This is a genomic window from Streptomyces boncukensis (assembly GCF_011045075.1).
GTDB classification, from domain to species: Bacteria; Actinomycetota; Actinomycetes; order Streptomycetales; family Streptomycetaceae; genus Streptomyces; species Streptomyces boncukensis.
On record NZ_JAAKZZ010001105.1, the window covers coordinates 1 to 538 of the forward strand.

1 protein-coding gene is annotated in these 538 nt (G+C 76.8%); it reads left to right on the forward strand.

The features are described from left to right. Positions 1–76: 76 nt before the first annotated feature. A partial coding sequence (locus G5C65_RS38170; protein WP_165303673.1) for an FAD-dependent oxidoreductase occupies positions 77–538 on the forward strand: 462 nt, incomplete at its 3' end.

The following is a 538-nucleotide window of genomic DNA, read 5'->3' on the forward strand; positions in this document are numbered from 1 at the left end:
CCGGCCCGACCGGCCCCCACGACTCCGCTCCCGACTCCGCTCCCGACTCCGTCCCCGCTCTGTGAGGTCGAGATCCATGAACCCAACACCCGCCCGCCGTCTGGTCGTCGTCGGCCACGGCATGGTCGGCCACCGGCTCGTCGAGACGCTGCTCGACCGGGACGCCGACCGCTCCTGGGACGTCACCGTGCTCGCCGAGGAGGCGCGGCCCGCATACGACAGGGTGGCGCTCTCGTCCTGTTTCGACGGCGCCGACGAGGGGGCGCTGCGGCTGCCGGAGCTGCCGGCGGACCGGGTCTCCGTGCGGCTCGGGGACCCGGCCGCCGGTATCGACCGCGAGGCCCGCGCGGTCACCACCGCGTCGGGCGTGCGGCTCGGCTATGACGCGCTGGTCCTCGCGACCGGCTCGCGGCCGTTCGTCCCGCCGGTGCCCGGCGCCGCAGCGCCCGGCGTGCACGTCTACCGCACCCTGGACGACCTGGACGGCATCCGGAGGGCCGCCGCCGCGTCGACGACGGGGCGCGGGGTCGTCGTCGGG